General features: G+C 64.4%; 20 protein-coding genes. 7 read left to right on the top strand and 13 right to left on the bottom strand.

The window, feature by feature from the left end; genetic code table 11:
* Positions 1-51: 51 nt before the first annotated feature.
* From E4S61_RS01260 to E4S61_RS25135, 3 genes are all read left to right on the top strand, one after another.
* Complete coding sequence (locus E4S61_RS01260; RefSeq protein ID WP_135302091.1) at positions 52-711, top strand: helix-turn-helix domain-containing protein; 660 nt, start codon at positions 52-54, stop codon at positions 709-711.
* A gap of 131 nt (positions 712-842) precedes the next feature.
* Entirely contained in the window at positions 843-977 is a 135-nt protein-coding gene (locus tag E4S61_RS26445; protein ID WP_280663058.1) for a hypothetical protein, read from the top strand.
* Complete coding sequence (locus E4S61_RS25135; RefSeq protein WP_167768379.1) at positions 974-1,135, top strand: hypothetical protein; 162 nt, start codon at positions 974-976, stop codon at positions 1,133-1,135. Before E4S61_RS26445 ends, E4S61_RS25135 begins: the two co-directional genes overlap by 4 nt.
* A 157-nt stretch (positions 1,136-1,292) precedes the next feature.
* Here E4S61_RS25135 and metG read toward each other — a convergent pair whose 3' ends face one another.
* From metG to E4S61_RS26440, 4 genes are all read right to left on the bottom strand, one after another.
* Positions 1,293-3,437, bottom strand: coding sequence for a methionine--tRNA ligase (gene metG / locus E4S61_RS01255; protein ID WP_135302090.1), 2,145 nt, complete (start codon positions 3,435-3,437; stop codon positions 1,293-1,295).
* A gap of 43 nt (positions 3,438-3,480) precedes the next feature.
* Positions 3,481-4,038, bottom strand: a complete 558-nt coding sequence (locus E4S61_RS01250) for a YqaA family protein (protein ID WP_135303250.1) — start codon at positions 4,036-4,038, stop codon at positions 3,481-3,483.
* 181 nt (positions 4,039-4,219) lie between these two features.
* The gene (mfnA, locus tag E4S61_RS01245) at positions 4,220-5,272 is read right to left on the bottom strand and encodes a tyrosine decarboxylase MfnA (RefSeq protein ID WP_135302089.1); all 1,053 of its coding nucleotides are present in this window, start codon (positions 5,270-5,272) and stop codon (positions 4,220-4,222) included.
* A gap of 85 nt (positions 5,273-5,357) precedes the next feature.
* A complete protein-coding gene (locus tag E4S61_RS26440; RefSeq protein ID WP_280663039.1) occupies positions 5,358-5,480 on the bottom strand; it encodes a hypothetical protein in 123 nt (40 codons plus the stop codon).
* 412 nt (positions 5,481-5,892) lie between these two features.
* Here E4S61_RS26440 and E4S61_RS01235 point away from each other — a divergent pair, with 412 nt between their 5' ends.
* The gene (locus E4S61_RS01235; RefSeq protein ID WP_135302088.1) at positions 5,893-6,933 is read left to right on the top strand and encodes a zinc-binding dehydrogenase; all 1,041 of its coding nucleotides are present in this window, start codon (positions 5,893-5,895) and stop codon (positions 6,931-6,933) included.
* 30 nt (positions 6,934-6,963) lie between these two features.
* Here the strand turns inward: E4S61_RS01235 and ppsA are convergent, their stop codons facing one another.
* Positions 6,964-9,297 (bottom strand): phosphoenolpyruvate synthase, encoded by a 2,334-nt coding sequence (gene ppsA, locus E4S61_RS01230; RefSeq protein WP_135302087.1) that lies wholly within the window; start codon positions 9,295-9,297, stop codon positions 6,964-6,966.
* Between the two features lie 86 nt (positions 9,298-9,383).
* Complete coding sequence (locus E4S61_RS01225) at positions 9,384-10,289, bottom strand: PhzF family phenazine biosynthesis protein (protein ID WP_135302086.1); 906 nt, start codon at positions 10,287-10,289, stop codon at positions 9,384-9,386.
* Between the two features lie 174 nt (positions 10,290-10,463).
* On the opposite strand from E4S61_RS01225, the gene E4S61_RS01220 reads away from it, so the two are divergent.
* Positions 10,464-11,111, top strand: coding sequence for a methyltransferase domain-containing protein (locus E4S61_RS01220; RefSeq protein ID WP_135302085.1), 648 nt, complete (start codon positions 10,464-10,466; stop codon positions 11,109-11,111).
* A 131-nt stretch (positions 11,112-11,242) separates the two neighbouring features.
* On the opposite strand, the gene E4S61_RS01215 is transcribed toward E4S61_RS01220, so the two are convergent.
* On the bottom strand, positions 11,243-13,213 hold the full coding sequence (locus tag E4S61_RS01215) for a right-handed parallel beta-helix repeat-containing protein (protein WP_135302084.1): 1,971 nt from the start codon (positions 13,211-13,213) through the stop codon (positions 11,243-11,245).
* Positions 13,214-13,418: 205 nt separating this feature from the next.
* On the opposite strand from E4S61_RS01215, the gene E4S61_RS01210 reads away from it, so the two are divergent.
* A complete protein-coding gene (locus tag E4S61_RS01210) occupies positions 13,419-14,114 on the top strand; it encodes a phosphoribosyltransferase (RefSeq protein WP_135302083.1) in 696 nt (231 codons plus the stop codon).
* Positions 14,115-14,349: 235 nt separating this feature from the next.
* Here the strand turns inward: E4S61_RS01210 and E4S61_RS01205 are convergent, their stop codons facing one another.
* The 6 genes from E4S61_RS01205 to E4S61_RS01180 form a co-directional block, all read right to left on the bottom strand.
* The gene (locus tag E4S61_RS01205) at positions 14,350-14,622 is read right to left on the bottom strand and encodes a hypothetical protein (protein ID WP_135302082.1); all 273 of its coding nucleotides are present in this window, start codon (positions 14,620-14,622) and stop codon (positions 14,350-14,352) included.
* A 105-nt stretch (positions 14,623-14,727) separates the two neighbouring features.
* The gene (locus E4S61_RS01200; protein WP_135302081.1) at positions 14,728-15,834 is read right to left on the bottom strand and encodes a site-2 protease family protein; all 1,107 of its coding nucleotides are present in this window, start codon (positions 15,832-15,834) and stop codon (positions 14,728-14,730) included.
* Between the two features lie 44 nt (positions 15,835-15,878).
* On the bottom strand, positions 15,879-16,901 hold the full coding sequence (locus E4S61_RS01195; RefSeq protein WP_135302080.1) for a segregation/condensation protein A: 1,023 nt from the start codon (positions 16,899-16,901) through the stop codon (positions 15,879-15,881).
* Positions 16,902-17,035: 134 nt separating this feature from the next.
* Positions 17,036-20,623: a chromosome segregation protein SMC gene (gene smc, locus E4S61_RS01190; RefSeq protein ID WP_135302079.1), complete on the bottom strand. Its 3,588-nt coding sequence runs from the start codon at positions 20,621-20,623 to the stop codon at positions 17,036-17,038.
* A 19-nt stretch (positions 20,624-20,642) separates the two neighbouring features.
* Positions 20,643-20,984 (bottom strand): DUF7518 family protein, encoded by a 342-nt coding sequence (locus tag E4S61_RS01185; RefSeq protein ID WP_135302078.1) that lies wholly within the window; start codon positions 20,982-20,984, stop codon positions 20,643-20,645.
* 109 nt (positions 20,985-21,093) lie between these two features.
* Entirely contained in the window at positions 21,094-22,707 is a 1,614-nt protein-coding gene (locus E4S61_RS01180) for a long-chain-fatty-acid--CoA ligase (RefSeq protein ID WP_135302077.1), read from the bottom strand.
* A 297-nt stretch (positions 22,708-23,004) separates the two neighbouring features.
* Here E4S61_RS01180 and gatB point away from each other — a divergent pair, with 297 nt between their 5' ends.
* Entirely contained in the window at positions 23,005-24,522 is a 1,518-nt protein-coding gene (gene gatB / locus E4S61_RS01175; RefSeq protein WP_135302076.1) for an Asp-tRNA(Asn)/Glu-tRNA(Gln) amidotransferase subunit GatB, read from the top strand.
* Positions 24,523-24,563 lie beyond the last annotated feature (41 nt).

Here is a 24,563-nt window from a genome sequence, read left to right as displayed (position 1 = left end):
CCCGTCTATCGCTGCCATCGAACTTATCCGCCATCGTCGTCCAGACGATGTATGAGCGTCGTTGGTGAGTTTACGATTCCCACCGCCGCGTTCGCGCTGGAAGAGGCGCTGGCAACGGCCCCGGAGATGACTATCGAGTCCGACCGTCTGGCATCACACAGTCCGCGGGAAGTCTTCCCGTTTCTCTGGGCGAGAGGCGGTAATTTCGAGCGTTTCTCGCAGGCGCTCGAAGGCGATCCGACGGTCACTTCAGCCGACCTCGTGGACGAGGCGGACGACGTGGTACTGTACCGACTCGAGTGGAGCGAGGACTTCCAGGAACTCGTTCACGACATGATAGACCACCACGCGGCGATTACGGAAGCGACGGCGCGTGACGACCAGTGGCACCTCCGATTGCGATTCGCCGACGAAGGCATGGTCTCGTCGTTCCAACGCCATTTCCAAGACACCGGCCACGAGTTCGAAGTGACGCACCTCGCTTCGCCGTCCGAACCGCGCCACCGCGAGTTCGGTCTGACGGCGGAACAGCACGAGGCGCTCGTAGCGGCAGTTCAGGAAGGGTATTTCACGATTCCACGTACAGCCTCCGTCCAAGAGGTCGGCGAAGCGTTGGATATCTCGGCCAATGCGGCCTCACAGCGGATTCGACGGGGCTGTGAGACGATGATTCAGTCCGGGCTGATCGTTTCCGAACCCGAAACCGAGTAGTTGCTACCGGGCCGCGGGTATTTGAACAACGGTACGTGTGAGCGTCGTAATTGATGCACGTTTGCTCCGTTGATGCACAGGAGGCCAACCGTATATGAGACGGAACAACCGAGTGACGCCGACTCTCTACGATGAACGACTGCAACGTACCGGCTGACGCCTTCTTCGACTGTAACGGGCGTATCGCCACCGCACTCCGTCACCGCCAATCGGCCATCGAACGGACGTGGGAGTTCAGCGGTGGAGTCAGCGGTGATCGCGCGTGACTGCCGGCAGTGGACGCGAGGTGGCAATCGACCGGCTGGAGACGGCGCTGAACGCCGACGACATAGCCTCGAAAGATTACAACATCCGCGAGGCACTCCAGTACCTTCACATCAAGAGCGACTCAGTATCGGCGAGTAGTGAGAGCGAGGAAGAATAGACGATCCCTTCGCTTGTAGTCATCTCTCCGTTCGCAGAAGAGAGTGAGTTCGTCCGTTTCAGACAGGCTGTCTTTCGTCTCACTCTCCGCTGGACTAGCAGAGAGTGAGCGAGAGGTTTCGAGCAGCGGTGCAGGCCACACGCCGTGGCTGGCTGCCCTACTGCACTCGCGTTCCCAGCGGGGCGTCCTCGTGGGTGGTCAGCAGGTCCGCTTCGTCACCAGCGGCCAGCACCATCCCGTTCGACTCGATGCCGAACAAATCGGCTTTCTCCATGTTGGCGAGCAGGATGACGCGCGTGCCGGGCAGGTCGTCTATCTCGTGGAGTTGGGCGAGGCCGGCGACGACCTGCCGGACCTCGTGGCCGATGTCCACTTCGAGGCGAAGGAGCTTGTCCGCGTCGGGGACCGGCTCCGCCGAGACGATTTCGCCGACGCGCATGTCGATGCCCTCGAAGTCCTCGAAGCCGATGCGCTCCTCGACCAGCGGTTCGAGGTCGGCGGTCGCGGCTTCGTCGTCGTCGTCGTCCGCGTCGGCAGCTTCCTCGTTACCGTCCTCGCTCTCTTCGCTCGCCTCCTCGATTCGCTCCTGTAGCTCTTCGTTGAGGTCCTCGATGTGGTCGTCCTCAACCTGTGTGAACAGTTCTTCAGGTTCCTCGAAGGACGCGGGCGGCGCTTCAAGCGCGGTGTCGAGCGATACGTCTGCGACGGAGCCCTCCTCGCTGAGTTGGCCCCACAGGCGCTCTGCCTTGCCGGGCAAGACGGGTTGCATCACGACGGCGACGGCCTTCGCCAGTTGCACGCAGTCGCGAATGACCTGCTCCGCGCGGTCGGGGTCGTCGTCGACGAGGTTCCACGGCTCGTTGCGCTGGATGTACTCGTTGCCGTAGTTCGAGAGGTCCGTGGCGACCTCCGCCAGCGTGCGGACGTCGTACGCCCGTACCGCTTCCTCGAACTCGTCGAGTGACTCCTCGATACGTTCGCGCACGTCGTCGCTGACGTCCGCCTCGGGCGTCCCGCCGTAGTTGCGCTCGGCGAACAACAACGACCGGTAGATGAAATTGCCGACGTTGCCCACGAGTTCGCCGTTGACCCGCTCCTGGAAGCGGTCCCAGGAGAAGTCCACGTCGGTCTCTAAGCCCGCGCCGGTGGCGATGTAGTAGCGAAACAGGTCGGGGTGGAAGCCTGCATCGAGGTACTCGTCGGCCCACACCGCGCGGTTGCGCGATGTCGAGAGCGCGTTCCCGTCGATGCCGACGAACCCGGTGGCGAGAATCGAACGGGGTTCGTTGTAGCCCGCGCCGCGCAGCATCGACGGCCAGAAGACGGCGTGGTGCTGGATGATGTCGCGGCCGATGACGTGGATTATCTCGCCACCATCGTCGGTCCACGACTCGTCCCAGTCGGTGCCGTGGCGCGCCTCGCCGTCGAGTTTCCAGACGTCTTCCCAGTCGTAGGTGTCCGCGCCCACGCGCTCTGTGTACTGCTTCGTGGAGGCGACGTACTCGATGGGAGCGTCCACCCAGACGTACAGCACGAGGTCCTCGGTCTCACCCTCGTCACCGGGGTAATCGATGCCCCAGTCCATATCCCGCGTGATACAGAGGTCCTGCAGCTCGCCTTCGATCCACTCGCGGGGCTGGTTCTTCGCGTTGTCGGTGCCCTCCACGCGATCGAGAAAGCCCTGTAGGTACTCCTGGAAGTCCGAGAGGCGCAGGAACTTGTGCTCGCGAGTGCGATACTCGGCCGGGTTACCCGTGATGGTGCTGACCGGGTCCTCGATTTCGCCGGGTTCGAGGTGACGTTGACAGCCCTCGTCGCACTCGTCGCCGCGGGCCTGCTCGCCGCAGTAGGGACAGGTCCCCTCGACGAAGCGGTCAGGGAGCGGTTGGTCCTGCTCGGTGTCCCACGCGACCTCGATCTCCTTCTCGAAGACGTGGTCGTTTTCGACCCACGAGCGGACGAACTCCTGTGTGAGTTCGGTGTTCGTCTCGTCGTCGGTGTGGCCGTAGTTGTCGAACTCGACGTTGAACTGCGGGAACGTCTCGGCGTACGCCTCGTGATAGCGCAGGGCGAACTCGCGCGGTTCGACGCCTTCCTCGGCGGCGTTGACGGCGACGGGCGTCCCGTGCATGTCGGACCCACAGACGAAGGCGGTCTGTTGGCCGATGCGTCGTAGCGCCCGTGAGAGGGCGTCACCGTCCACGTAGGTCCGCAGGTGGCCGACGTGCAGGTCGCCGTTCGCGTAGGGCAACCCGCAGGTCACCACCGCCGGACGGTCCGTTGGAAACTCGTCGTGGCTCATACCTCTCTGTGAGCAACCGACGGGTCAAAAGGAGGTTGGTTTTCTACAGCAACGCCAGCGTGCCGCCCGCGAGGCCCAGCGTCACGAGGAGCCGACCGGCACTGCCGACGAACGTCGCCGCGCCGAAGCGCAGGTAGTCCTCTTCGAGGACGGTGAAGGCGTAGATCGAAAGTGTATCGGGGAAAAAAGGCACGCAGAGCGCCAGTGCCAGGCCAACGTAGCCGTACTCCTGTGCGATCTTGATCGTCTTCTTCTCGGACCACTCGATGAGGTCGAACCGCGAGTTCTTGATTCGCTGGACCAGCGGGCCGTACTCCTTCGCTTCCTGCCCGATGTGGAACGCGAAGAGACTGCCGATGGCCTTGCCGAACGCGCTGGCGACGATGATGGCCGCGAGGTTCCCCGTCGTCGAGAGCCCCAACCGGAGCGTCTCGGCTGGGACGAGGACGACTTCGCTGGGGAGCGGGAGAATGAACGCGATGAGAAATGAATAGATGGCGATGATGCCCAGTCCCGTCGGTCCCGTGGCGGTACAGACGGCTTCCTCTAAGGGGCCGAGCGCACCGCCTGCCGTACCGCACTCGCCGAGGAACGCCACCATCGTCGGGAGCGAAGCGACCGGGTCCACGTCCCCCCCTACCCGGTAGGGCGACCTAAATGTTGGTATCCACGTTTTTCTTCGCCAGGTGTCCTCGGGCCTTCGGCCCTGCGGGCACCACTCCTTGAAAAACGTGGGTGAAACCGCGCCTTCGGCGCGGTATGCTCTCCGCGTTCTCCAACGGTCAGTACCAGTCCAAATCGGCGACAAAGGAGCGGAGCATCGACCGCGTGACGTGGGGCATACAGACGACGCGCATCTCGCCGGCACCTGTCTTCGAGACGCGCCAGCCGCGGTCTCGCAACTCGTCGGTCATCGGCACCGAGAGGTCCGCCGCCACGAGGGGGAGTTCGGGATCGACCACGTCGTGACCGCGGGCGCGCAACTGGTCGGCCAGCCAGCGGGCGTTGTCCATTGAGCACTCGTACTGCTCACGGTAACCAGCGGGCCACAGCGCCTCCATCGCGGCGACGGCCGAGGCGACGCCCGCCCCCGAGCGCGTCCCGGTAAGCGTCAGTTGGCTCGTCGATTCGAGGTAGGGCGTCTCGACGGCTAACTCGTCCAGGAGTGTCTCGTCGCGGGCGAGGAGGCCACCTGCGGGGACCGCCGCCTGTCCGACCTTGTGGGGGTCGATAGTCATCGTGTCCACGTCGGCGTGGCCGAAATGCCACGCGTGGTCGGTAAACGGGAGGTAGAAGCCGCCCCACGCCGCGTCGACGTGACAGAGCGCGCCGGTCTCGCGGGCCAACTTGGCGATGGCGGGAATCGGGTCGACGTATCCGTACTCCGTCGACCCGGCGACGCCGACCACGCAGACGGTGTCGTCGTCGATCAGCTGTGCCATCGCTTCGGGGTTCACCCGGTAGTCCTCGGCGGGCGCGGTGCGCAGCTCGACGCCCAGTACGTCCGCGGCCTTGGTAAACGAGAAGTGGGCGTGGACCGGCGCGACGACGTTCGGGTCGTCGGTGTCGGCGCGGTTGCGGGCGATGCGGATGGCCTGTATGTTCGCCTCTGTCCCCCCGGAAGCGACGTATCCGGCGGGGTCAGTGAGACCGGTTAACTCACCGAGGTACTCGACGGCCTCGGCTTCGAGTTCGGCGACGGTCTCGTAGGTTCCGGGGTCGCCGGGATTCGTGGCGAGGAACCGTTCGGCCGCCTCGCGGGCTGCGGGATGTGGAGCGGTGCACATCGAGGAGAGGACGCGGTCGAAATCCTGTGGCTCGGCCCGCTGGAGCATTCTATAGGTGTCCACGGCGGCGAGCGGTTTAGCCGTTTTGTTCGGTTCAGCGTCACACCGGCCGCGAATCGGTGACGGCTCGGTCTCACCAGTTCGAGGGGCCGCTCTTCTTCGTTGCCTTCGCTCGGAACCCAGTCGGCCCGACGATGGACTCGAAGACCGTCTGGCGCTCTGTATCGAGCGCACCACCGACGGAGCCGACCCGCATCGTTCGGTACGTCTCGAACCCCTTGTCGTTCGAGTAGAAGTAGACGCTCCCGTGGAGCAGCCCGTGGACGAGGTCGTCTTTGCGAACCTCGGCGGCGGGTCGGTGGAGTTTGACGAAGGCGATGTTTCCCCAGTAACGACCGCCTCACGTAGGCCAAGCAGGAACGCGACGATTCGTCCCTGCGAGAGGCCGAACTCCCCGGGTGCGTTCCAGGTCCGAGAGCGTGCCGAAGGGGAGGTACGACACTCCCTCGCTGATGCTCTTCGCCTCCGGAGCGGAGGGTCGTTCCATACCGGGAGTAGCAATCGGCGATCAAAAGCGTAGTGTACGGGCGACGCTTGGCTGCTGAACTCGACCCACGCAACAAACCATCACGATAGACTGTTATGGTCCTGTCTCGATGCAGTAGACGATGCAAGCAGTCCAGTTCGATGCCCACGGCGACAGAGATGTACTCGAATATGGCGAGTTCCCGGACCCGGAGTGTGGCCCACAGGAGGTGCTGGTCGACATCAAAGCGGCCTCGCTGAACCACCTCGACATTCACACCCGACGCGGCCTGCCGGGTATCGACCTCGACATGCCACATATCCCGGGGAGCGACGGGGCCGGAGTGGTCACGGAAGTGGGCGAGGCCATCACGCGGTTCGAACCCGGCGACCGAGTGGCGCTACTGGCTGGCAAGAGCGGCGGCGACGACGAGTTCAGCCGCAAGGGCGACCAGACGCTGGCCCCCGACTTCCACATCATCGGCGAACACGTCCGCGGCGTCCACAGCGAGTTTGCCGCGATTCCCGAGGCGAACCTCGCGCCCGTCCCCGAGGGGGTGGACTGGGAGACGGCCGCCGCCGCGCCGCTCGTGTTCCAGACCGCCTGGCGGATGCTCCGCGACCGCGGCGAGTTACAGGTCGGCGAGTCGGCCCTCGTCCTCGGAGCGTCGGGCGGGGTCGGGCACGCGGCGGTGCAGGTGGCCGCCGAAGCCGGTGCTGAGGTGTTCGCAACCGCGAGCACCGACGAGAAGCTCACTTACGCCGAGGAACTCGGGGCCGACCACACGATAAACTACGAAGTGGACGACTTCGCGAGCGAGATTCGGTCGCTGACCGGCGGCCGCGGCGTCGACATGGTCGTCGACCACATCGGCGCACAGACGTGGCAAGATTCGCTCAAGAGCCTCGTGAAGGGCGGCCGGGTCGTCACCTGCGGAGCGACGACCGGCGGCAGACCGGAGACGGACCTCAACCGCATCTTCTGGAACCAACTGCACGTCATCGGGTCGACGATGGCTACCCCCGGACAAGCGGAGGAGGCGCTCGAACTGGTGTGGGACGGGACCTTCGAGCCGCGCATCCGCGAGACGCTCCCGATGAGCGACATCGCCGAGGCCCACCGGCTCATCGAGGAGCGCGAGGGCTTCGGAAAAGTTGTCGTCGTGCCGGACAGCGAACTGTAGCGGCTTCGACAAAAAAGAGGGGAGCGGCTCTCAGCGTACCGATTCTAACAGGAGGCGCTGTTCGACGCGCTTGACCTCGTGTTGGACGTCGCGCACGGCGTCGATGTTCGCGGAGATGGAGGTGACGCCCTCGTCGACGAGGAACTGGACCATCTCGGGTTTCGAGGCCGCCTGTCCGCAGATGCTCGTCGCCACATCGTAATCGCGGCAGGTGCCGATGACCTGCCCGATGAGGTCCAACACGGCCGGGTGGAGTTCGTCGAACCGACCGGCGACGTTGCCGTTGTTGCGGTCGACGGCGAGGGTGTACTGCGTGAGGTCGTTCGTCCCGAAGGAGACGAAGTCCAGTCCCGTCTCACAGAGGTCTTCGATGCAGAGCGCGCTCGCAGGTGTCTCGACCATGACGCCCCAGTCGCGCTTCTCGGGGTCGATGCCGACCTCCTGCATCAGCGACTTCGCCCGCAAGACGTCCTCGGCGTCGGTCACGAGCGGCAGCATCAACTCGACGTTGTCGTAGCCGAGTTCGTAGAGGCGCTCGAACGCACGGAGTTCGAGTTTGAACTCGCCGGGGCGGTCGAGCGACCGGCGGATGCCCCGATAGCCGAGCATCGGGTTGTGCTCGCTGGGTTCGTCCTCGCCGCCCTGTAACTGCCGGAACTCGTCGGAGGGGGCGTCGAGTGTACGTACCCGTACCGGCCGGGGATAGAACGCCTCGGCGACGCTGCGGACGCCCTCGACGATCTCGTCGACGTAGGCGCGTTCGCCGTGGTCTTCGACGTAGCGGGCCGGCGTCTTGTTCGTCGAGAGAATCATGTGCTCGATGCGGAGCAAGCCGACGCCGTCCGCGCCCGTCGCGGCAGCGCGTTCGGCCGCCTCGGGGATGGAGACGTTGACCTTCACCTCGGTCCCGGTCATCGGTTTGACCGGCGAGCGTTGCTGGGACGGTTCGGCGGCCGCCGGCTCGGGTTCCGCGTCTGCCGTCGACTCCTCCGTCTCGGCGATTTCGGTCCCCTGCTCGACGGTGCCCATGTCGCCGTCGATGGTGACGATTTGGCCGTCGCGGAGTCGCTCGCTCGCGTCGTCCGCGCCGACCACTGCGGGGACGCCCAGCTCGCGCGAGACGATGGCCGCGTGACTCGTCATCCCGCCCTGGTCGGTGACGATGCCAGCCGCGCGTTTCATCGCCGGCACCATGTCGGGGGTCGTCATCTCCGTGACGATGATGTCGCCCTCCTCGACTTTGTCGAGGTTGTCCAGTTTCGAGACGATGCGGACCTCTCCGGTGGCTTTCCCGGGACTGGACCCGATGCCGGTGAGGCGCACGTCGTCGGTCTGGCTCTGCATCGCCCCGCCGTCGGCGACGCCCGAGGCCTTACCGCCCTCACCGGCGCTGGCCGCGCCTGCATCCGCTTCCTCACCCTCGACCGCTTCGTCGATGGTCGTGATAGGCCGGGACTGCAGGAGATACACCTCGTCTTCGAAGATGGCCCACTCTACGTCCTGTGGCGTGCCGTAGTGCTCCTCGACTCGCTCGCCGACCTCGATGAGGCGGTGAATCTCCTCGGGCGAGAGCACGCGCTCGTTTCGCTTCTCCTCGGGGACCGAGCGCTCGACGGTCTCGCCGTCCTCGCCGCGGACACACATCACCTTCTTGTCGGCGACGGTGACCTCGTCTATCTCCTCGCTCTCGCGGTCAACCACGTAGTTGTCCGGCGAGACGGCCCCGGAGACGACGGCTTCGCCCAGTCCCCACGCGGCTTCGAGGATGGCCGTCGGCGCGCCGGTCGAGGGGTGACTCGTGAACATGACACCGGACTTCTCGGCGTTGACCATCTGTTGGACGACGACGGCGATATCCACCGTGGCGTCGTCGAACCCCTGCTCGTTGCGGTAGTAGATGGCCCGCTGGGTGAACAGCGACGCCCAGCACTCCTTGACTCGCCGGAGGAGGTCGGCCCGCGAGACGTTGAGGTAGGTGTCCTGCTGGCCGGCGAAGGAGGCATCGGGGAGGTCCTCCGCGGTCGCCGAGGAGCGAACCGCCACGTCGGCGTCGCCCATCTCGTCGTAGGCCGCCAGCAGGTCCTCTTTGACCGAGGGCGGGGCCTCGGTCTCCAAGATGAGTTCCTGTGCATGCTCGGCCGCTTCGGCCAGTGCCGCCGAGTCGTCGCTGTCGACGTCGACGGCTTCGAACAGTTCTTCGTCGATGTCGGTCGTCTCGATGAACGACCGATACGTGTCGGCGGTGACGACGAACGCCGAGGGGACCGGGAGGCCCGCCGCGGTCAGTTCGCCGAGGGACGCTGCCTTGCCGCCGACCCGCGATAGGTCGTCGGCACCGATCTCGTCGAGCCACAGTGTTGGCATTGACTCATAGCTTTGTTCCCCAAGAACCATTAAGTTGCTTCTGGTGGCGGCACAAACTGGGGGGCGTTCACTCGCATCCGAGCGAACTATATCTCGATAATTCCGTCGTCCTCGTTGGCGTCAGGAACCGTTAGCGACCCGTCGAGCGTGGTTACGGCCCGGCCGCCGACCCACGCCTCGGTGCCGTCGGTATCGACGCGGACGGTGCCCGGCCGGTCGAGAAAGTGGCCCTGTTCGACAACCACCTGCTCGATAGTGTCGTCGAGCGCGCCGTACCGGCGGACGTACGCGCCACAGGCCCCGGCGGCGGTGCCGGTCACCGGGTCCTCGTCGATGCCGGCAAGCGGCGCGAACGCGCGGCCGTGCAGCGTCGACTCGCCGCTGATAGTGTCGAACGTGAAGGCGTACAGTCCCATCGCGTCGGCCGCCTCACAACACTCCTCGATGGCCGCCGGGTCCGGGTCGATCCCACTGAGATGTTCGAAGTAGTTGATCGGCACCAACAGCCACGGAAAGCCGGTGTCGCCCACCGCAAGCGGCAGGTCCGCACCCACGTCCCGCAGCGTCGCCACGTCCACGCCGAGCGCGTCAGCCACGTCGGTCAACGGGAGGTCCACCTCGCGGATGTCGGCGTCACCCTGCTCCATCCATACTGTCCCGTCGGGTTTGACCTCGGCGTCGAGGACGCCGCAGGCCGTCTCGAACGTACACTGCTCGGCCTCCAGAACCCCGCGTTCGAACAGCGCGGCGTGGGCCGCGATGGTCGCGTGGCCGCAGAGATCAACTTCCTGTTCGGGCGTGAAGTAGCGGAGTCGATGGTCGGCGTCCTCGCTCGGCAGGACGAACGCCGTCTCGCTGGCACCTAGCTCGTTCGCGATGGCCTGCAGTTGGTCGTCGGTCAGTCCCTCGGCCTCGGGCACCACCCCGGCCGGGTTGCCCGTCATCGGTTCCGCGGCGAACGCATCGACGAGCAGCACCTGTCGCGTCTCCATGCCACCGTGTTGTGGGACCCCCCGGATAACAGTTGCTGGTAAGCAGACGTATCGACGGCCACAGGCGGCCGGTACGACGGCCTTCTTCCGAGGATTCAGTGTCTACTGTCCACATTCATCCACAGGACCGAGTAAGCGACGTATAGTGATAGATAACGGTCTGGACCGTATGGTATGCGCTCGTTCATCACCACAATCGGCAAATGGGTGCTCGCCAAGGCAGACACGCTCGGTATCGCTACTCCCGACATCATCTACGGATTCGGCGACCGCTGGCTTGACCTAGTCTCCAACACGCCGACCGAGGAAGCCCACGCTGTCGCCGACATCCTTTACGAAGAATACGAACCCGACTCCGTGATCGACTTTGGCTGCGGACTCGGCCGTTACCTCACCGGGTTCCAAGCCCACGGGGCCACGATACACGGCGTCGAAGGCTTTTCAGAGGCGCGAGACCACGCCGAGATACCGGCCGACGCGCTCACTATCCACGACCTCCGCGAACCGATGGAACTCGACGACCGATACGATTTGGCGCTGTGTATCGAGATTGCCGAACACATTCCGCCGCGATTCGCCGACACCCTCGTCGAGACCGTCACGGCAGCAGCGCCGCGCGTGCTCTTCACTGCCGCCCCACCCGGGCACAGGGGGACCCATCACGTCAACGAAGCCTCACGAGAGTATTGGATCGAAAAGTTCCAGTCGAACGGGTTCTCGTATGCCGCCGAGGAGACGGACCGACTCCAAGAATCCATTCGCTCCGAAATAGACGCCGCGGAGTGGGTCGCCGACCGCCCCTTCATCTTCGTTCAACAGTAGTACGAAACTCGCAGTCTATTATCTACCACTCTGCAGTGGCCGGTTCTGAAGGGGTAAGTGACCTCTTGTACGACGCCTTCGTTGCTTGAACGAGCGACCGTTTGTGGTGCCGCCGAGCCCCTGATTCGGGTTCAGTTCACCAGTTTCTCGGTCACGTCCTCGCCGTCGAGTTCGAGACGGAACTGGGAGGTCCCGCCGGTCTTCTCGAAGGCAACGATTCGTCCCTCCACTTCGAAGGGGTCGGCCCACTGGTCGCCGGCAAACCCGGTAACCGTGACCGTCCCGTCGCCGTTCTCGGTGATGCGGTCGCTCTCCTCGGCGACGTAGCCGTCGGCTTCCGTCTTCGAGACGGTGCCCTCGACGGTGAACGTGTAGTTGAACGACGCGTCTTCGGTCGTCGAAGCCACGACGAACGCCGTTCCGTTCGCGGGCACGCCACTGGCGTCGGCGGTGGTTCCGTCGCGCTCTGTCACCGAGGTCGCGTCTGCACTCGGCCCACTCGGTTCGAGTAGTGCGAGAGTTCCGTTACCGACGACCGAGACCGTGGCGGTGCCACCCTCGACTGCTGCGCCGTCCACTCGCCCCCACGTCTCGCCGTCGTGATACCACAGTTCGGCGCGCTCGCCGTCGCTGGCGTTCGGGACGGTGAACGACGCGCTGAGACCGTCAGATGGGAGCGCGTTCGAAACTCGGAGCGCGTCGCCCGCTCGCTGGTAGCCGTCGGGGAGCGTCGGGACCGACGGTCCCCCGGTGAGCGTCGGCTCCCCGGCTGTGAACGAGACCGTCACGCCGGAGAGACGGACCCGCTCGCCGTCGAACCCGTCGCCGTCCCGTGCCGTGTCGTTGTAGGCCAGTCCGGCGTTATCACGGAGCGTGACGTTGCTGAGCGACCCGGTACTCCGCGTCGTTTTGATGCCGTCGCCAGCGTTGTCTCGCACGACCGTGTCACGGATTCGAACGTCGCTGGCGTCGACGAGTCTGATGCCGTCGTCCCCGTTGCTGGCGACGACCGTGTTCGAGACGGTGTGATCGAACACGTCGAAGCGGAAGTCGACGCCGACGCCGCCGTTGTTCCGCACCTCGGCATCACGGAGGGACACGCGGCTGACGCCCGTCGTGCCGATGACGACGCCGCGACCGCCGTTGTCCGCGGCCCGCAGGTCGGAAAGCGTGACGTTGCTAGAGGCTTGGCCGACGCGGACGCCTACGTCGGCGTTGGCCGAAGCGTTAAGCGACTGCACGGTGAGGTTGGTCGTCTCCCACGTCCGCAGGCCGTCCCCGTTCTCGGCGAGCGTGACGTTCTCGACCGTCGAATCCTCGACGTCGTAGAGGAAGAGGCCGCCCGCGTTGTCCCGTGCGTCAAGGTCCGAAACGCGCAGTGTCGGTCCGCCCTGGAATATCTCGCCCGCGACGACGCCGCGCTCCCAGTCGCGCACCCGCACGTCGGTGACGGTGACGTTGGTGAGTTCCGGGCCGAGCCGTTCGCCGTCGGTCCCGTTGAACACGCGGACGCCGACCGTGCCGTTACGGCCGACGCCGTCGACGACGTGCCCATCACCGTCGAGGACCACGTCGTCAGACCGAACGTGAATGCACGTCTCGACGCCACTATCCTGAAGGTCCGTCGTCAGTTCGTAGCGGCCGGGTTCGGTGATAGTCGTACAGGTGTCGATCGGTTCGGCGGACGCGGCGGTGTCGCCGCGTTGCCCCGTCAGAACGCCGGTCACGTCGTCGCCGTCGAGTTCGAGGCGGAAGGACGAATCGCCCTCGGTCTTTTCGAAGGCGACGACCTGTCCGTCCACCTCGTAGGCGTCGCCCCACTGGTCACCGGCGGTCCCGGTGACGGTGACGGTTCCGTCGTCGTTCTCGACGATTCGGTCGCTCGCTTCCGACGCGTAGCCGTCGGCCTGCGTCTTCGAGACCGTCCCGTCGACGGTGAACGTATAGTCGAAGGACTGGGCCTCTGTCGTCGACTCGACGACGAAGGTGCCGTTGCCGACAGTCTGTGCCGCTCCGAGCGGTAACAGTCCGAGCGCTGCGGTTCCCGTCACGATGAGCGCCGAGAGGAGGAACAGACTTGCATGGGTCCGTACCGCATTCATACCACCTGGGTGGACGTAGCAGGGAGTTAGTTAGACGGCCCATGCGAACGATAAGCACTGGTAACTCTGTTTCGGGGACAGTTGGGAACTGTTTTCCGGGACGACGGCGCTCGGCGATGTATCGACCGACGCCGCCGCGACGGGGGCGGAAACTCCGAGGAGACCGTTCTGAAACGGTTAAGTCCGCCCGTCCACGCGAGAGTGTATGGGCGAGTTACCGGAGGAGTTCCCGTGTACCATCACCAACTGGGAGTACATCTACGGTCTCTGTCGAGACGTGGCCGACGACGTGAAAGCCGCCGACTTCGAACCGGACGTCGTCGTCGCCTTGGCCCGCGGCGGGTGGTTCGCCGGGCGCTGTCTCTGTGACTTCCTCGGGCTCGACGACCTGGCGAGTCTGAAGGTCGAGCACTACGTCGGCACCGCACAGAAGGGCGACGAAGCCGAGGTCCGCTATCCGCTGGCCGACGGCGCGGTCGAGGGGAAAGACGTCCTCGTCGTCGACGACATCGCCGACACCGGCCAGTCCATCGAGACGGCCGCCAAGACGGTACAGGAGCAAAATCCCGGTACCGTCCGAACGGCGACGCTGCAGTTACTCCAGACCAGCGAGCACGAACCGGAGTTCGTCGGCGAGCGACTCGACGAGTGGACGTGGGTCGTCTACCCCTGGAACTTCGTCGAGGACATGATCGAACTCGTCGGCAGCGTCATGGAGAAGAGCGACCGAACGGTCCACACGATGGACGACGTTCGCTCGCTCCTCCGGGCGTACCACGGCGTCGAGCGCATCGAAATGGAGATCGCTCAGCCCGACCGCCTCGACGAAGTGATGGACGAGATGGTCCGACGAGACGTGGCAACGGTCGATGGCGACGGCTGGCGGCTCACTGACAGCTAAGCAGAGACCGCTCCGTTCGCGCTCGGAACGACTCGTCAGCGACGGCGACGGCGGCCGTCGTCTCGAACGTACTCCAACGCGGCGACGAACTCCTCGGTGTCGACCCTGTCTTCGGTCTCTTCGAGTCGCTCGCGTATCTTCGTGGGAGTCATGTGTATTGTTATCATAGAACCTGGATTGGCATAATTCTTTCTGTCTTTCTAACACTAGCCAGCGGCGTGAAACGGCGGTTCGGTCAGTCGTCGGACTCGACGATTCGGTCCTCGTGGAGCTCGATCCACTCCCGTAGCGGCCCGCGAACCCCCTCCACGGTGATAGTCACGTCGCCGTCGAACCCCCAGCGCGCCCGCGGCGCGTCCTCGCCGAACCGGATGGGAACGTCGACGTGTAAATCCTCCGCGGAGAGTTCCAGCGCCTCCTCTCGGTCGACCGTCTCGTCGAGCAGCCGTTCGACCGCCGCGTGGAGCTGTTCGAAGTCGGGTTCGGGGACACCCGCTGACTCGCTCATAGCGTCCCGTTCACGCTCCTCCTATCTCTGTGTTTCCCCGCAGCGGACGGGACGACTCGAAGCGCGGGACCGAGACGGGAGCCATCGGCGTCAGCGTCCGCGTTCTCACAGCGAGATGACGATCGGCACCGGCGCGAAACACAGCACGCCGAGGACGAACGTCAGGACGCCGACGGCCGCCCGTTTGGTCCCGAGCGGCGTCTCGTCCAGTGGCGTCGCCGATCCAACGCGGCCGAAGACGAGCGTCAACACGCCCCAGAACGCCCACAATGCCGCCGCCTGGCCGTTCTCGAAGACGACGAGGTAGCCCGCGAGTCCGAACAAGAGCAGCGGCACCGCCGTCTGGATGGACCACATCTTCTCGCCCAATAGCGACCGGGTGACGTGTGCGCCGTCCAGTTGTCCCACGGGCAGCAGGTTCAGGAAGGTGACGAACGCGCCGACCCACCCGGCAATGACGACGGGGTTCGGGATCAGATTCGGGTCGGCGTAGACGACCTGTTCGCCGAGCAGCGCCGCGATACCGCGAATCAAGAGGGGGTAGCCGATATCGACGTGTGCGATAATTCCACCGGGGACTCGAATCGGGTCCATCGTGACGCCGACGGCGGTGACCACCACCGTCGCCACTAACCCCGCGAGCGGCCCCGCAACGCCGATGTCGAACAGCGCCTTCCGGTCGGGGATGTTGTCGTTCATCTGGATGACCGCCCCCAGCGTGCCGATGACGTTGAACGGGAGCGGGATGAAGTAGGGGAGACTCGCCTGCACCTCGTGGTACCGGCTCAGCGCGTAGTGGCCGAATTCGTGGACCGCGAGTATGCCGAGCACCGCCGCCGCAAAGGGCCACGCCTGCACCAGCGAGGCCGGGTCAGAGATAACTGGCAACCCGTACCATCGACTTCCCGCGTACAGCGTCGAGAGCAGCGTCGCCAGCGCCAGCGCGACGTTCGTCCACGGGACGCCGTCGACGCCCAGCGACCGCTCTTTGACGACCAGAACGTACTCGCCCATCTCCTCCGTGAGGCGGACGCGGTAGCCGCGACGGCGAAACGCCGGTCCGACCGCCTGCACGACGCGCTCTCGTTCCGTCATCGGCTCGCCGTAGTAGCGAATCCCGTCTTCGTGCGTCGTATCCACCTCGTAGACGTAGAAGGCGTCGGCAAGTCGCTCGGGGTCGGGGAGATCCGTCGGCGACGACTTGTGGGCCATTACCCCTCTCTACGGGTTCGTCCCGTTTGAACCTGTTTCTGCCCTCAGTCGGCGACGGCTTCCTCGGACCCGCTCACCGCGCTCGGGTCCTGAATCCAGAGGTCGCCAAAGAGGTCGTCCTGTTGGAGACAGACCTGTCCGCGGTGGGCCAGAAATAGCAACCCGAGGAACGTCTCGACTCGGGACCCGCCGGCGTGGTGGACCTCCCGATAGAGGACTTCCTCGCGGCCTTTCTCGTAGTGCTCGCGGACGGCGGCATGCACGTCCTCGATGATGTTGTCGATGTTCTCGGCGTGGGCGGTGCCGGTCACGTCGGCCGCCGACGGCTCGTCGTCCAGTCGCATGTCGTCGGCCCCGCGGTAGTCGAGTTCCTGTGTCCCGCGCTGGAACCCCTTCGGCGAGTCGCTGGTGTCGTACTCGCGCGATTCTTTCCACCACGAATCCCGCTCGGCGTCCCGCAGGTCCCTGACCAGTTCGTCCAGCGTCCGCGGCATCCCGCGGGCGCGTCGGCGCTCCAGTCGCCGGTCCATCTCCGACTCCAGCGAGGCGAAGGGGTCCGGTTGGTCGATTGGAGCGTCCTCGGTCATCGCCTGCTCCCACGGCTCTGCCATCGGTTCCTCCGGTTCGTCCTCGCCGAGCATCGCGTCGCTCTTCATCCGCACGAGGACCGAGGCGTAGAACAGCGCCCGGCCGGAGGTCCGCAGGTCGCTCTCGTCGATCCGCGCGAGGAACTTATCGGTGACTCGCACAACGTCGATGTCCCACGGGTCGATCTCCCCGTCGTCGGCGAGTTGCACCAGCACCTCGACCGGTTCGGCCTTCTCCTCGTCGTCGTCCGTGTCGTTCTCTCCGTCCGCCTCGCTGTCCGTCAGAAGGTCGACGTCGTCGGTGGTGTCGGTATCTCCCGAGCTCTCGTTCGAGTCGCTTCCGAACGGTGACGACTCCGCACCACTCGGCCGCTCTCTGTCTCGCGGGTCGCTTCCCTCCCCGCTCGACGACTCCGAGCCGCTAGGCGGCTCGCGGTCTTCGTGGCCAGTGATGTCGAGGGGGATGTCGTCGTCAGTCATCGCGGTTCACTCCGTTCGCCGCTCGGTTTGCCCGAGGGCCGCTCCTCACTTCGTTCGGCCCGGTTCTCGCTATTGTTCGCGGCTCTCGCCGCTCGCCTCCGAGGGCCGCGCTCCCTTCGGTCGCACGCCCCTCGCTAGTCATCGGCTATCGCCTCCTCGTCGTCCGGTCCCTCGCCCGAGAGGTCGATACCGGTGACGGTGCTGACGTTGTCGCCCTGCATCATCACGCCGATGGCGCGCTCGGAGCGTTCGAGCAGGGCCGAGCGGTGCGAGACGACGACGAACTGGGCTTCGCCCGCTAGCTCGTCTACCAGTTCGCCGACGAGGTCGGCGTTGGCCGCGTCGAGGAAGGCGTCCACCTCGTCCAGCGCGTAGAACGGCGCGGGGTTGTGTCGCTGGATGGCGAAGATAAAGGCGAGTGCGGTCAGGGATTTCTCGCCGCCGGACATGGCGTTCAGCCGCTGGATGGGCTTGTCGCCGGGTTGGGCCTTCATCGTCAGGCCGCCCTCGAAGGGGTCCGCCTCGTCTTCGAGGTGGAGATGGCCCGTTCCGTTCGAGAGGCGCTCGAAGATGTCCTCGAACTGCTCGTTGATCTCGTCGAAGGAGTCCATGAACGTCTCCTTCTTCCGGGCTTCGTAGGTGTCGATGCGGTCTCGGATACCGTCGGCTTCGTCGACGAGCGTGTCCTTCTGTTCCTGGAGGGCAGAAAGGTCCTCGGCCACGCTGTCGTACTCGTCGATGGCGCGCATGTTGACCGGCTCTAAGGCCTCCATCTCGCCGGTCAGGCGCTCGATCTCGGCTTCGACGGTGTCGTGGTCGGGCACGTCCTCCGGGTCGTAGTCGCCAACCTGCGCTTCCAGTTCGTCGATCTCCCAGTCGAGTCGCTCCTCGTCCTCCCGCTCGTCTTCGAGGTCACGTTCGACATCGGTGACCGCCGACTGCTGTTCGTCGCGGGCTTCCTTGGCCGCCTGTAGCTCCTCGCGCAGTTCCTCGCGCTCTTCTTTGAGGTCTGCGAGTTCGTCTTCGAGGTCGGCGACCGCCTGCTCTTTCTCGGCTTTCAGCGCCTCCTTCTCCTCGACCTGCTCCTCCAGTTCGACGATGGCTTCCTCCTTCTCGGCCTTGCGGTTCTGGGCGGCCTCGATGTCGTCGTGGAGGTCTTCGATAGCGTCTTCGGCGTACTGCTTTTCGAGTTCCAGTTCGTTCAACTGGGCGTCCAAGTCGTCCATCCGGTCTTCGAGGCCATCGATGTCGCTCTGGATGGCCTCGCGCTCGTCGGTGAGGTCGGGGAGTTCGGAGTCCTGCACCTCCGCCTCTAGCTCCTCGATGTCGGCTTCGACGGCCGATATCTCCTCGTTCTTGGCCTCGATTTCGGCCTCCAACTCGTCCATCTCGTCGGCGACGGACTCGCGGTCGTCGGCGATCTCTTCGAGGTCGCTTTCGAGTTTCTCGATGCGCTCTCTGGCCTCCGAGAACGCGGTCTGTTTGCGCTCGATGCTCGTCTCGATATCACGGACCTGTTCGGTCGCGTCGGACTCGCGGTCCCGGGCGTCGTCGAGGCGCTCCTCGACATCTCTGAGGTCGTCGCGCACGTCCGCACGCTGGTCTTCGAGGTCGTTGATGCGCGTCGCGACCCGTTCGAGTTGGCCGGCCCCGCCCGAGAAAGAGTAGCGCGTCCCCGAGGACGAGCCCCCAGTCATCGCGCCGCTCTTCTCGACGAGGTCGCCTTCGAGCGTGACCATTCGGTAGTCGCCCATCAGGTCGCGAGCGGTCTCCATGTCGTCGACGACAACCGTATCGCCGAGCACGTACGCGAAGATGCCCGCATAGTCGGGATCGAAGTCCACGAGGTTGTACGCGAAGTCGACCACGCCGTCGGCGCTCGGCAGCGACGGGAGCGAACGCCGTTGCATCTGCGTAATCGGCAGGAACGTCGCTCGCCCGGCGTTGCGCGATTTGAGATACTCGATACACGATTGCCCGACGCCGTCGTCGTCCACGACGACGTGCGCGAGTCGCCCGCCGGCCGCCGTCTCACAGGCGGTGGCGTACTCGGGGTCCACGCCGCCCAACTGCCCGACGGTACCGTGGACGCCCTCGCGGCCGGCGTTCAGAATGGCCGTCACGGCCCGCCCGTACGAGGAGTCCCCGTCCTGGCCGGCCTTCGCTTCGAGCTGGGCGTACTCCTGTTGCTTGGCGCTAATCTCGTCTTCGAGGTCGTCTAAGTCCGACTGGAGTTCGCGCTTTTCCGCTCGGAGGTCGTCGACGACGCTGCCGATGGTCTCCTTGTTCTTCTGCGCTTTCTCTAACTCCGTCTCTAAGTCCTCGATGTCGGCTTCGAGGTCGGGAATCTCCGCCTCGGCCTCCTCGATGGCATTTCGCTTCTCGTCTTCTTCGTTCGAGCGGCGACGCGCCTCGTCCAGCAGTCGGTCCTGCGCTCGCTGGAGGTCGTTGCGCTCGCTCTTCAGCGATTCGAGGCGGTCGCGCTTGGCTTCGAGTTCGTCCTTTATCTCCTCGAACTCCTCGCCGATGTCGTCGATGCGCTGTTTGACGTCCGCGAGGTCGCTCTCTTTGCTCGCGATATCGGCCTTGACGTTCGATTTCTCGACTTTCGTCTCGCGGATGTCGCTCTCCAGCTCGTCGATGGTCTCTTGCTTGCGGTCGATCTGGACGAACGCCTGTCGGCGCTCGTTCTCGGCGTCCTCGACGGCCTCCTCGGCGTTGTCGATCTTGTCGCCGAGCCGCGAGATGTCGCCCTTTATCTCCTCGATATCGCGCTTGATGGCGAGTTGCTCGTCCTCGCCCTTCTGTTCGATTTCCTGATTGAGCGCGTGGAGTTCGTCTTCGAGGCGGACGACCTTCCCCTGTCGCTCGTCGAGTTCCCGCTGGAGGTCCGCGAGTTCGTCTTCGAGTTGCTCGATACGACCTTCGACGGCGTCGAGTGCCGAACGCTTCTCTTCGAGTTCGGCGGCCTTGCGGTAGCCCTCGTACTCCTCTTTCTCCTCGCGCAGGGACTGATATTCGAGCGCCGTCTCGCGTTCGTCTTCGAGTTGGTCGAGACGGTCCTGCTTCTCCTCGATGCGCAGTTCCGCCTCGCCGATGCGCTCTTCGACGACCTCCAGTTCCTCGAAGGCGTCGGCCTTCTTCGCGTCGAATTGGGCAACGCCGGCAATCTCGTCGATTATCTCCCGACGAGAGCCAGCAGTCATGTTGATTATCTCGGTCACGTCGCCCTGCATCACGACGTTGTACCCCTCGGGCGTCACCCCCGCCTGCGCGAGGAGGTCCTGAATGTCCGAAAGGTTGACCGAGCGACCGTTGATGTAGTAATAGGAGTAGTAGTTGTCCTCGGTCTCCTTAACCCGGCGCTTGATGGCGATTTCGTCCACGTCGCCGACGTCCTCGGTGCCCGCGGCGTTGACGACCTGCGCGCGTTCGAGCGTACGGTCGTCGTTGGCGAGGATGACCTCGACGCTTGCCTGCCGTTCGCCGTTGTACTCGGCGTCCTCGTCGGCGTGGCCGGGATTGTAGATGAGGTCGGTCAGTTTCTCGGCGCGGATGCCCGAAGTGCGGGCGAGTCCGAGCGCGAACAGGATGGCGTCGATAATGTTGGACTTGCCCGACCCGTTCGGGCCGCTAATAGTAGTGAAATCTTCGTAAAACGGGATTCGGGTCTTCCGCCCGAAGCTCTTGAAGTTGTCGAGGACCAGCTCTTTGATATGCATGCGGTGGTGGGCCGACTTCCTACGCGACGATAATGTCGGAGCCGGAGTCGTCTTCTCCCTCCGACTCGGACGCGGCCTCGTCCTCCTTGTCTGCCCCCTCGGTATCCTCGGTGTTAGAGTTGTCGGACTCCGGAGTCATGATCTCCTCGTCGTCGGCCGACGCCTCGGTTTCGGCCGCTGCAGCCTCGCTCTCGGAACCGGCGTGTTCGGCGTCCCCGCCGAGGCCACTGTCGTCGTCGACGGCGTTTTCAAGTTCACGAATCCGAACTTTGCATTCGACGAGTTCGTCGGTCAGCCCCTCGACAGAAGCCTCCAGTTCTTGGACGCGCGTTTCCAGTTCCTCGACGCGGTTGCCACACATACCAACAACCCATCAGTTGAGCGTACTTATACCTACGTCAGACATTGACAGCGGAACTGATACTTGTACGGCAGTCGGACCGCAGTATCGAACGGTGCGTGCCGGGTCGCTACCCCTTCCCGACCATCTCGTCTTCGTCGTCCCACTCGCGCTTGCGCAGTTCGTACTTCTGGATCTTCCCGGTCGCAGTTTTCGGGATCGTATCCACGAACGTGATTTCGTGGACGATCTTGTAGTCGGCCAAGCGCTCGCGGGTGAACGCAGTCAGTTCGTCGGCAGTAACACCGGGATTCTCGGCATCTCCGTTAGCAGGGACGACGAACGCCTTTGGCGTCTCGCCCCATTTCTCGGACGGTGCGGGGATGACCGCCACGTCGCCAACGGCCTCGTGGTCGAACAACGTGTCCTCCAGTTCGACCGAGGAGATGTTCTCACCGCCAGAGATGATGATGTCCTTCTTGCGATCCTGGATAGCGATCATGCCGTCCTCGTTGACGACGGCGAGGTCGCCAGTATGGTACCACCCTTCGAGACGATCGTTAAACGCCGCGTGCGTTTCGTCGGGTTTCTCCCAGTACTCCTCCATGACCTGATTGCCACGGACGACCACCTCGCCGATGGTGGTGTCGTCGCGAGGGACTTGTCCCCCGTCGTCGTCGACGACGCGGAGTTCGGTCCCGAGCGGGGCGACGCCTTGGCGCTGCTTCAGCGAGAAGCGAAGTCCACCTTCGTCAGGGATCAACCGGTCGGCGTCCGAGGTTGCAATTAGCGGCCCGGTCTCAGTGGCACCGTAGAGTTGCGTGAACTCCCAGCCGAACTTGTCTTCGACGGTCCGGATAGTCGCACTCGGCGGGGCGCTTCCGGCGGCGGTCACGCGGACTGGATTGTCGCCGCTGAACGCCGGGTCGTGCTCGTCAGCATACTCGTCGAGGATTGTCAACACGGTGGGCGCACAACAGAGGAAGGAGACGTCCTCTGCGTCGATAGCGTCGAACACTTCCGCAGCGTCTACGCCGCGCGTGCAGACGTGTTTCGCGCCGCGACCGGTGACGGCGTAGATGTGACCCCACCCGTTGACGTGGAACATCGGGAGCGTCCATAGATAGATGTCGTCGTCGGTGAGGTGGTGGTGGATAGTCACGAGGTGTGCGTGCAACGACTCTGTCCGATGAGTGCGGCAGACACCCTTTGGATCGCCGGTCGTTCCCGAGGTGTAGTTGATGGTGATTATCTCGTCCTCGGTCATCTCCGGGCGGTCGTAGTCGTCGGGTTCAACCGATAGAAACGACTCGAAGTCGATCCAGTCGCCCTCCACCGGAGCCGAGTCGTTCGTCACGAAGACATCGGCGGGAATCTCGTCGCGTATTGTCTCGATCTTGCTGGCGTACTCGTAGTCCGCATAGACGACGCTCGCATCCGAGTCCGAGAGGAGGTACTCGTAATCAGATGGCGTGAGTCGGTAGTTCAGCGGCACGTGGATCGCACCGCACTGCATCGTCCCAAACGCCGCTTCGAGATGGTAGTGTGTATTCGGATCGAGTATTGCGACGCGGTCACCCTTCTCGACACCGCGCGCCTGGAGCGCCGCCGAGAACCGGTCGACGCGGTCGCCGAACTCGTCGTAGGTGAAGCGCTCGTCGTTTGCCCCCACGATAGCCTCGTAATCGCCGTAGTACGTTCTGGCCCGATCGAGGAAATCGGTCACGAGTAATTGTTTTTTCATTCATGATAGATTCGACTGCCGACCGCACTAAACGTGCGACTCCCGGCAATAATCTCGCCTTTTGTCTCAAACCCCCTCAAAGAGATACCGACCTCGCGCTCGGCATGCGAGGTTGGGCGAAACGTGTACAGCACCAATTGGGCGACAACGAGTCGGAAGGGCCGAGCGTGGGGATTTCTGGCTGTTCTCGACTGTGACGCCAGTACAACCGCCGATTTCCGTTCGGAAAAGAAAGAACACGACACCTACTAGCCGGGGGTCGTTAGCCTTTAGCCAGCGGCCCCCGAACGGCGGGTAATGACTGCGCAAGCCGCCGAGTCCCGCGAACTCGCGGCCGTCATCGGGCTGGAAGTCCACGTCCAGCTAGAGACGGAGACGAAGATATTCTGTGGTTGTTCGACCGAACCGACCGAGGAACCCAACACGCACACCTGTCCGGTCTGTCTGGGTCTGCCGGGAGCGCTGCCCGTCGTCAATGAGGGAGCCGTCGAAGCCGCCGTAAAGGTGGGGAAGGCCATCGACGCCGACGTGCCCGAAGAGACGACGTTCCACCGGAAGAACTACTACTACCCCGACCTGCCCAAGAACTTCCAGATAACGCAGTACGACGCGCCTATCTGTCAGGACGGGGAACTGGAGTTCGCCGTCGAGAGCCAGCGCCGCGCCGTGTCCATCCGTCGTGCGCACCTAGAAGAAGACCCCGGCTCTATCAAACACGTCCGCGAGGGGACCGGCCCGCTGGAGTCCCGAACCTGTTCCATCGACCGCGCGGACTACACGCTCATCGACTACAACCGCGCGGGAACGCCGCTGATGGAGATCGTCACGGAACCGGACTTCCGAGACCCCGGCGAGGTCCGGGCATTCCTCGAAAAACTCGAAGAAGTGCTCGAATATCTGGGCGTCTTCGATGCCACCCGCGACGGCAGTCTGCGCATCGACGCGAACCTCTCGATGGTGGACGCCGACGAGGTCGGCGAGGACGGCCACATCGAGGCGTCGGTATTGGAAGACGCCAACCGCACGGAGGTCAAGAACATCTCCAGTCACAAGGGCGCAGAGCAGGCCCTCGCTTTCGAGGCCTCGCGTCAACGGAAACTCATCCAGTCAGGGCGTGCAGTCGAACAGGAGACCCGACACTTCAACGAGACCCACGGCAACACCGTCTCGATGCGTTCGAAGGAAGAGGAAAAGGACTACCGCTACTTCCGCGAGGCCGACATTCCCCCGCTCGAAGTCGCCGACTGGAAGGAAACGATTGCCATCCCGGAACTCCCCGACGCCCGCCGCGAGCGCTTCGTCGCGGAGTACGACCTGAGCGAGGAGGCGGCGTCGAAACTCACCAGCACGAAACAGGTCGCGGACTTCTTCGAGAGCGTCGCCGAGCGGTTCGACGCCGACCTCGCGGCGACGTGGGTCGCCGACAACCTGCTGGGCGAGCTCAACTACCGCGACATGGAGATTACGGACATCGAGGGCCGTTTCGACGAGGTCACCCGCCTCGTGGAACTCGTCGCCGAGGACGAGATTACCGCGAAAAACGCCCACGAGACGGTTCTCCGAGAGATGTTAGACGAGGGCGAAGACCCCGATACCGTCGTCGAGCGCGAAGGACTGGGCAAGACCAGCGGCGACGCGGTCCAACAGGCCGTCGAAGAGGCTATCGAGGAGAACCCCGACGCCGTGGAGGACTACCACAGCGGCGAGGGTGGAGCACTGAACTTCCTCGTCGGCCAGGTGATGCAGAAGACCGGTGGGTCGGCGGACCCCGGCGACGTCAACGGGCTGTTGCGCGAGGAGTTGGACGGGGAGTAGCGCGCCGTAGCCGAAGCGAGGTCGCTACGCGACCTCGAAAC

Source organism: Haloarcula amylovorans (assembly GCF_004681185.1).
Classification (GTDB): Archaea; Halobacteriota; Halobacteria; order Halobacteriales; family Haloarculaceae; genus Haloarcula; species Haloarcula amylovorans.
Note: the sequence above shows the minus strand (reverse complement) of the source record. Positions and strands in the feature narration are given on the sequence as shown.